The sequence below is a fragment of the Paenibacillus sp. MZ04-78.2 genome (assembly GCF_024213375.1).
Lineage (GTDB): Bacteria > Bacillota > Bacilli > Paenibacillales > NBRC-103111 > Paenibacillus_G.
The window spans coordinates 1-8,348 of sequence record NZ_JANAVJ010000080.1; the positions used below are offsets into that span (position 1 = coordinate 1).

Below are 8,348 nucleotides of genomic sequence, written 5' to 3' on the forward strand. Positions count from 1 at the left end.
AACCTCCCGTTCAAGATACCTTCATTTTCTCATGAGCTTGAGGTTCTTGAAAGGTGGTGAGTATTTGACGCTCACGAATGTAACGGCGTGGGCCGCAAGCTTGGAGTGGACTTGGAGAGAGCATTGGATAAATCCAAATCGCTTAAAGAAGGCGCTATCTTGCTTCCGGATTATGGCGTGGACAGCTGGGATTGGAACCTTATTACCCAGTCAGGCTTGTTTGATATCGACAAAAAGCTTGCCGATTATACCGAGGCGGAAATGGCACAGCTACTGTACGGCAAACCGCATAAGGTTGAAATGCAGGTCGGAGGGAAATCTGTAAATTTTACTTTAGAGGGAATCATTGAGAAGTTCAGCGGCAAGTACATCAAGCGAGATATTAAAACGAGGCCGGAGCGCACTCAGAAAATGGTGGAGCCGTTCATAACCAATGGCCCATGCCGCCTTTGCCGCGGCGCTCGTCTCAGCCAAGCGGCTCTCAACTGTAAAATCAACGGCAACCATATTGCCGAACTGTCTTCCATGGAGGTAGGTCGGCTGATTGAGGTCATCAAAGAAATAAAAGACCCGATAGCAGCGCCTATGGTGAAAGCATTAACGGAAAGACTGCAGCACTTGGTTAATATTGGCCTGGAATATCTCAGCCTCGACCGCGAAACCGACACGTTATCCGGTGGAGAATCACAGCGTGTCAAAATGGTCAAACACCTGAGCGGCAGTCTCGTGGATGTGGTATACATTTTTGATGAGCCGAGCGTTGGTTTGCATCCCCGCGATGTGCACCGGCTCAATGAATTGCTGCAAAAACTGCGCGATAAAGGCAATACGGTCCTTGTCGTCGAACACGACCCCGATGTGATTCAAGTAGCCGATCATATCGTCGATGTCGGTCCTTTGGCCGGCAGCCGCGGCGGCACCATTGTTTACGAAGGCAGCTTTTCCGGCCTGCTGCTGGCCGATACGCTGACGGGCAATCATATGAATCAGGCGATGCCGCTGAAGGATCATTTTCGTCCGGCAACGGGCAAACTATCCGTCGTGGACGCCAGCCTGCACAATTTGAACCATGTTAACGTCGATATTCCAACGGGCGTATTCACCGTCGTGACAGGCGTCGCCGGCTCCGGCAAAAGCACCTTGATCCACGAGGTTTTTTTGCAGCAGCATCCCGATGCGATCGTGATCGACCAGTCGGCTGTCGGTGTCTCTACCCGTTCGAATCCGGCCACTTACACAGGCATCATGGACGATGTGCGGAAGGCCTTCGCCTCAGCCAACAAGGTGAACGCCGGTTTGTTCAGCTTTAATTCCAAGGGCGCCTGTGAAAACTGCCAAGGCCTTGGTGTTGTGTATACCGACGTGGCATTTTTGGACAGCGTTAAAACAACCTGCGAAATATGTGGCGGCAAACGTTTCAAAGAAGAGGTGCTGGCCTACAAGCTGGGCGATAAATCAATCGCCGATGTGCTGGAGATGACCGTTGAACAAGCTCTCGCTTTCTTTGATATCAAAGAAGTTGTGCGCAGGCTGCAAGCCATGAGTGACGTGGGACTGGATTATCTGACACTCGGCCAGCCGCTCAGCACTCTATCGGGCGGTGAGCTCCAACGCATCAAGCTGGCCAGCGAACTGCATAAAAAGGGAAGTATTTACGTCATGGACGAGCCGACGACCGGACTGCACATGTCGGATATCGCCCATCTGCTGGCTATCATGAATCGTCTTGTAGATGCGGGAAATACGGTCATTGTGATCGAACATAACCTCGATGTCATCAGAAACGCCGATTGGATCATAGATATGGGTCCCGAAGGCGGCAGCAATGGCGGTAAAGTCATCTTCGAAGGCACTCCAAAACAGCTTTTAAGCGCAAAGCATTCACTGACCAGCAAGTATTTGAGCAGGTGATGGTTCACACAAAAACAGATCACTTCATGGCATCTTCTATCGCCCATCAAGTGATCTGTTTTTACACGTATATTGGCATGCTCTTCAATCATGCATTGAAGTCGGTTATGGCGGGAATATTAATTTCCTTTACACATGAAACAGGCGATAGATGAATAACGCATTGGACAATGGCTACAATATCTTGTACAGGAATACGGGTGCCTTGATACAACGCAATTGCCTTTTCTGCGCCTTCTTCATAAGGTACTTCTGCCGCAAGCTCTCCCGGATTAATGCACGTTACAGAAATCTTATCTTGTCTCAGATGCTCGCGCAAAGCATGTGTAATCCCGCGTATGCCAAATTTAGATGTGACAAACGAAACTTGTGCATTACCCGTATGATCCAAGCCCGCTGTTGAACCAATTAAAATGATTTTTCCGTGTTTCGCCTGTCTTAAATTAGGTAATAGCGCCTGAATATATGTAATCGTGGAGGTTAGATTAATATTAATTAAGTTCGAAATATCTCCAACTTCATCCTGATCAAACGTATAGTCATCTTCAAAACCGCGTTTTTCCCATACTCCGACATTATAAATTAATACATCGATAGCAACGTCTTTTAAAGTTTCTTTCAAAGTAGGAATTTGCTGTTGACTCGATAAATCAATTTGGAGCCATTTACGGGTTACGCCATCGTGGATATCCAGACTGCTTGGTCGTGTGCGCGACACCACCCATACGGTATCTCCCTTGGCGGGTAAGCCTTTTACAAATGCATCGCCCAGCCCTTGGCTTGCTCCAAATATAATAAAGTTCTTACTCATCCTATCACCCCTTCTATTGTTGAACGAAAGTATTAGACCGTTGGGCGCTTGGCAATAAGCTCAAGCTCGGTTGCAACTTGATCCAGCGGCTTACGGGTATCGATTTCAAATGTAGCTGCGTCACGCAAGAGGGGCTCGATAGTTTCGACATACTGTATAATTTCTTCCCGTTGTTCAGCAGTTTTCCCATAATCGTTCGTTTCACGGGAAGCCACACGCTCAAGGATGACTTCTATGGGGGCGCTTAAAAGCACGATCGCATCGAATCTTGGGTAAAATTTCACTTGATTGGATACCGTACCCGAAATGAATAAAGCACCTTCGGTATGTTCAGTGAGTAGAGTATCCATGCGATCCTCGCGCCACAGCCATTCCGAACCATCCATATTTTCGCTCCATCCATCGTAATCGGTATCGACAACCCTATGCCCTCTACGAGCCAGCTCGGCCAGAACCGTTGATTTTCCCGTACCCGACATCCCTGTCACCAGAATAATCGACTTCATTTTGATGATGGCCCTCCTTTCGAAACCTCTGTTGATCGGCAAAACGCGCAATCGTTCGTTATCACTTTCATGGCTTCTTAAATTATAATTATTATAAAAATGAACGTCAAATAAGCCCCACATGGGCTCATTGTTCATGAATATTCGAGCAGGGGTACCGCCAACCAAATTACATAAAACCCTCACTAAGAGATTTTATAGGCAAAAAATATAATTTTTAATATATTAGGGACTTACTGATTTTCTGCGTTCTGGATACGGAGTGGTCGTAACGCATTTGGGAGAGTCAAATTTTTAGTTTGGAAGGTATATTCATCATAAACATTATTCCAAACATCCTGCGAAAGAGACAAGTTTCCCCATTACTAAAAAGGCTGAAACCACTCCTTCCTGAATGGAGTGTGTCAAGCGCAGCACATCATCGATTGCTGAATCCGCCCATCGATCAATTGGTTGAAAAGAGCAAGGCCTGCTAGAAACCCTGCTTGCCTTCTCTCCGCTGCTACGCAACGGTCGAAGGACGCCATAATCGTATCAAGGCTCATCAGCGTCTGCACTTCTTCACACGTAATCGTGAGTCCTATAAAGCTACCATTTTAATTGAATGCAATCGATTCCGGTTACCGTTACCAAATTGAAAGCTCAACCGCTAATTTTTAGATTGCCCCCAAATTAGTGGATTAAATGGTTGACACGTATAATAAAATAATGTGTGTTGATACAAAAAACCAAGGAGCTATGCGAGAACATGTCACTTAGCTCCTTGGTTTTTTAGCAACTCGCATTATTTACTGCTGATGTTGCTCAAAAAATTACTTATAATCATCGGATGAATCTTTCTTTGATTCTTTCACATTATCTGGTTTTTGAGATATGCGGAATGTACCTATTTCCTTTTCGCCATTCTCATCATATAACTTAATTTCTCTATAACTTTCCTCTGCAAGACTACGTTGTTTAGAAATTGCTTCCTCTGGTTTTTCGGGCATTTTTGTATCTAAGTCTTTAGCTCGCACATATCCGAGAGTACCATCAACGCCAATCGCTTTAATTAAATCTGGTTTTGAACCTGATGCAACATTTTCCGCTGATCCATATGTCTCGCCATTCTTATTTTTCGGGAAACTGGAGTCACCTTTGTTAGTGGATTCACTAGATGTTGAAGAACTCGTGATTGTAAAAGAATTAGCGCCTCCATAAAGCTTTGGGGTATTAGTTATATCGTAAATTTTGTATTCGCCAAAACTATATGCCGCAGTTTTCCCTGTAGCATAATAGTTGCCTGCCCCACAGTTACCCTGAGCACTAGTCTCAAGACCTGCTGCACTATCTTTATTATAATACCAGTCTTGAACATCACATAATTTATCTTCATAGTATAACTCAGTTTTTAAACCCATGTAGCCTGTTGGAACATTTGTTTTGGCTTCGACATGTCCTGTTGCGACCATATCGTTAGGTTTATGAGGCATGGGACTAGTTAGTACTTCTGCATAATTACTGTACCTGTAAGAACCGACTTCGTAGCTAGATTTAGGGCCTTGTGCGCTGCCTGCAAATGCAACGGACGTGACTGTTGAAATAACAACACCCACTATTAAAGTAGAGGTTAAAGCGAACTTCTTTTTTAGGAACATGATAAATTTAATCCTCCCTTATTCATACTTTTGGAATCATACTTTTTAGACGAATGACAGCTGATTATAGGGTATGAACCACCTCAATTTTCCTGTAATTAGGAATAAACTACAATCAAATATAAATATATCATATTATTCCAAATTTGAAAATACTAATTTTTCCACTTGATTAATAGAAAATTAATTATTTGAATATTGCAAAAGATGGTGACCTTATATGTGTCGCTAGTCAAAATCATTCTTTCTTTTCCGAATAGTCTGGTATTTTTTTGACTAAATGGGTATTAGTGAAACTTTTTAATGCTTGATGTCGTATAATAAAAAGACGGGTATAACGGTTACAGGGTAAAGTGTGAAAAATTTTAAGGAAGTGAACAAATGTGAGAGTGTACTTTAAAGGCTTCAGATTATTGGTTGGTGTTGCTTTTATCGTTTGTGTAGGGGGAGGTGTAGTGGCATTCCAAAGCACAAATGCTAATAATGCGACTAATCAAAGCCACGCAAATCCTCTCAATTATCCCGAAAATGAACAAGGACATACTTACGGTTCTGCCGAAGAATTCGTTTCCGTTGAAATGCTACCTGATTTAATCCATGCAGGAAGCGTGGATGACATTAAAGGATATGTGCTAAAAAAAGATTATCTCAGTGAACTTGGTCTTGATGCTCCACTGTATGATGTTGATGAGAAGACCATAATTGGTTCTATTCATGTCGGCGCTAAGAATATGAACTATCCAAAAAATAAAAACGGGCAGACATACGGTTCTGCCATAGATACTACCTCTTCAAAAATGGAACCTGAATTAATCAGTGCTGTAGGTGTGAATGGTACAAAAGGATATGTGCTGAGAAAAGACATTGACGGTGAACAACCAAAATCACCCGCGGAAGCCATTTCACTACAGAACAGTAGATCGCCAAGTGGTCGTGATGTCCCGCTGTATGACGTTGATGGTGAAACCGTAATTGGTGTATTTCATGTCGGAGGATAATAATGTTATGACTTCTAAGGGGACTTTCTTTCAACGTCCAAATATTTGACATAGAGATGACATAGCTCCCGTCGGTATGTTCATCCTGGACTATATTTCAAGCGAAACGTTACGACGGAAAATTTCCGGGGATTAAACAAAGGCGGAGCAACGAACGCCTTAGCTAGAGCAATCTTCTTCGGCAAACATGGGGAGTTACGTGAACGGTGCATTACAGGACCAACTCCAAAGAGCCAGTGCGTAATCAACGCAATTAGTGTCTGGAATACTGTTTATTTGGGAAAAGCGACGGAATATATAAAAGAGAAAAATGTTCTGCAAGAAAATCTGCTGCATCACATTTCTCCTCTTGGATGGGAGCATATCAAATTTCTTTGTGAATATACCTTCCAAACTAAAAATTTGACTGTCCCAAATGCGTTACGACCACTCCGTATCCAGAACGCAGAAAGCCGATAATTCCCAATCGTAGGAGTATATGACTTTTTTGCCTACAAAATTTCTTAGCGTTGGTTTTATGTTATTTGTTTGGCGGTACCGCGAGCAGGCCCATGCGAAATGACATGGGCCTCTCACAGACAGCAATCATTTAGCGGCTTCCTTTGATGTAAGGATTCCCCACCGCTTTCGGACCTTCGGCGCGACCGACAAATCCAGCCAGCACAATCAAAGTGAGAACGTAAGGAAGCATCTGGATAAACGCGGTTGGAACATAATTGGAATAGCCAAGCACTTGCGCGGAACTGTTGATGGCTTGCGCCAAGCCGAAGAACAGAGCCGCCAGCATAGCTCCGACCGGGTGCCATTTACCAAAAATAACGGCGGCCAGCGCGATAAAGCCTTGACCGGAAATCGTACTGTAAGAAAAATTGCTCGTTGTCGTCAAGCTGATGACGGCTCCGCCCAAACCGGCCAGGCCGCCGCTGATCATAACCCCGAGGTAACGCATCACGGAAACGCGAATGCCAAGCGTATCCGCTGCGGCAGGATGTTCCCCGACCGCCCGCAGCCTCAAGCCGAACGGCGTTTTGTACAGAACGTACCAAGAGAGAAGCACAATCCCGATCGCCAAGTATGAAGTCGGGTACGCGATAAAGAACATTTTGCCGAGATACGGAATTTGACTTAATCCCGGTACTTCCCATTTCTGAATCAAGCTTTTGATCGTAGACGTTTGGGCGGCTCCGTCGAACATTTGCTTCGTCAGAAAGATCGATAAACCGATCGCGAGAAAATTAATCGCTACGCCGCTAACGACCTGATTGGCATGATACGTCACGGATGCGACCGCATGGAGCAGCGAGAATAAGACGCCCGCTAAGACGGCGGTAACGATGCCCAATACAGGCGAGCCTGTCAGCAATGTGGTGACGGTACCCGAGAAAGCGCCGATAACCATCAGGCCTTCCAATCCGATATTCACGACGCCCGAACGCTCGGAATAGACGCCTCCCAAAGCGGTCAAAATCAGAGGGGTCGAATAGACGACGGCGTTGTGGATAATAATTGAGGCATTATTCATCAGATCCATTACCGTTTCCCCCTTTCCGTATCGTCAACCACTTCTTGCACCGGCTTACGAAACTCGATACAAGCAAGCTTGACGCAATAAAGAAAATAATGAGCGCAATAATAATGCGGATCACTTCGTAAGGGACGTCGGCGGCCATTTGCATATTTTGCGCTCCGAACGTCAATCCGCCAAACAAAATCGCTCCCAAAATCACACCGATGGACGTGTTGGCGCCGATGAGGGCGACAGCGATGCCGTCATACCCGAATCCCGGAAAACTGCTCGAAAGGGTCATGTATCCGTAAACCCCCAAGCCTTCCGACGCTCCGCCAATGCCTGCCAGCGCTCCGCTGATCATCATCGACATCATGACGTTCTTGTTCACGTTCATGCCTGCATACTCTGCGCCGGAACGATTCAAGCCGACGGTGCGAAGCTCGAACCCTTTTTTCGTTTTCCACAGCAGCACATAAATGACGATCGCGGCCAAGAGCGCCACGACAATGCCAAGATGAATGCGGGACCCGCCGAATAACTCGCTTAACCAAGCGGAGGAAAGTGATGCCGTATCGCGAATCGTTTCCGACCGTTCGGCCTGCGCCTTAAAGTAAGTCCGAATCAAATGATTGACGAGGATGAGACCGATCCAATTCATCATAATCGTCGTGACGACTTCGTGAACGCCGCGCCTCGCTTTCAAGTAACCCGGCACCAACCCCCACAATCCCCCGGCGACAGCCGCAGCCAGGATGGCGAGGGGCATGTGCAAATACCACGGCAGTTGGAACATAATCCCTACCGAAACCGCAGCCAACTGACCGACCATAAACTGCCCTTCCGCACCGATATTGAACAATCCCGTCCGAAATGCAAAGGCGACTGCCAATCCGGTGAAAATGTGAGCGTCAAATACTCACCACCTTTCAAGAACCTCAAGCTCATGAGAAAATGAAGGTATCTTGAACGGGAGGT

Annotated in this window: 8 protein-coding genes; 3 read left to right on the forward strand and 5 right to left on the reverse strand. The window is 45.7% G+C overall.

What is annotated here, in order from left to right:
• Positions 1-123 precede the first annotated feature (123 nt).
• A complete protein-coding gene (locus NLX71_RS25600; protein WP_254366605.1) occupies positions 124-1,911 on the forward strand; it encodes an ATP-binding cassette domain-containing protein in 1,788 nt (595 codons plus the stop codon).
• Between the two features lie 88 nt (positions 1,912-1,999).
• Here the strand turns inward: NLX71_RS25600 and NLX71_RS25605 are convergent, their stop codons facing one another.
• From NLX71_RS25605 to NLX71_RS25615, 3 genes are all read right to left on the reverse strand, one after another.
• Entirely contained in the window at positions 2,000-2,722 is a 723-nt protein-coding gene (locus NLX71_RS25605) for an SDR family NAD(P)-dependent oxidoreductase (protein WP_254366606.1), read from the reverse strand.
• 32 nt (positions 2,723-2,754) lie between these two features.
• Entirely contained in the window at positions 2,755-3,228 is a 474-nt protein-coding gene (locus NLX71_RS25610) for an AAA family ATPase (RefSeq protein WP_254366607.1), read from the reverse strand.
• An 812-nt stretch (positions 3,229-4,040) separates the two neighbouring features.
• Positions 4,041-4,865: a hypothetical protein gene (locus NLX71_RS25615; protein ID WP_254366608.1), complete on the reverse strand. Its 825-nt coding sequence runs from the start codon at positions 4,863-4,865 to the stop codon at positions 4,041-4,043.
• Between the two features lie 383 nt (positions 4,866-5,248).
• Between NLX71_RS25615 and NLX71_RS25620 the strand changes: the two genes are divergently transcribed.
• Positions 5,249-5,863 (forward strand): hypothetical protein, encoded by a 615-nt coding sequence (locus NLX71_RS25620; RefSeq protein ID WP_254366609.1) that lies wholly within the window; start codon positions 5,249-5,251, stop codon positions 5,861-5,863.
• Between the two features lie 171 nt (positions 5,864-6,034).
• Entirely contained in the window at positions 6,035-6,322 is a 288-nt protein-coding gene (locus NLX71_RS25625; protein WP_375377971.1) for a Tn3 family transposase, read from the forward strand.
• Positions 6,323-6,452: 130 nt separating this feature from the next.
• Here the strand turns inward: NLX71_RS25625 and NLX71_RS25630 are convergent, their stop codons facing one another.
• Both NLX71_RS25630 and NLX71_RS25635 read right to left on the reverse strand, forming a co-directional pair.
• The gene (locus tag NLX71_RS25630) at positions 6,453-7,394 is read right to left on the reverse strand and encodes an ABC transporter permease (RefSeq protein ID WP_254366610.1); all 942 of its coding nucleotides are present in this window, start codon (positions 7,392-7,394) and stop codon (positions 6,453-6,455) included.
• Positions 7,378-8,262 (reverse strand): ABC transporter permease, encoded by an 885-nt coding sequence (locus NLX71_RS25635; RefSeq protein WP_302058448.1) that lies wholly within the window; start codon positions 8,260-8,262, stop codon positions 7,378-7,380. The genes NLX71_RS25630 and NLX71_RS25635 overlap by 17 nt, the downstream gene beginning before the upstream one ends.
• Positions 8,263-8,348: the final 86 nt, after the last annotated feature.

Coding starts and splice junctions, on each gene's coding strand:
- NLX71_RS25605 (WP_254366606.1), bottom strand. CDS start 2,722: ATGAGTAAGAACTTTATTATATTTGGAGCAAGCCAAGGGCTGGGCGAT.
- NLX71_RS25610 (WP_254366607.1), bottom strand. CDS start 3,228: ATGAAGTCGATTATTCTGGTGACAGGGATGTCGGGTACGGGAAAATCA.
- NLX71_RS25615 (WP_254366608.1), bottom strand. CDS start 4,865: ATGTTCCTAAAAAAGAAGTTCGCTTTAACCTCTACTTTAATAGTGGGT.
- NLX71_RS25630 (WP_254366610.1), bottom strand. CDS start 7,394: ATGGATCTGATGAATAATGCCTCAATTATTATCCACAACGCCGTCGTC.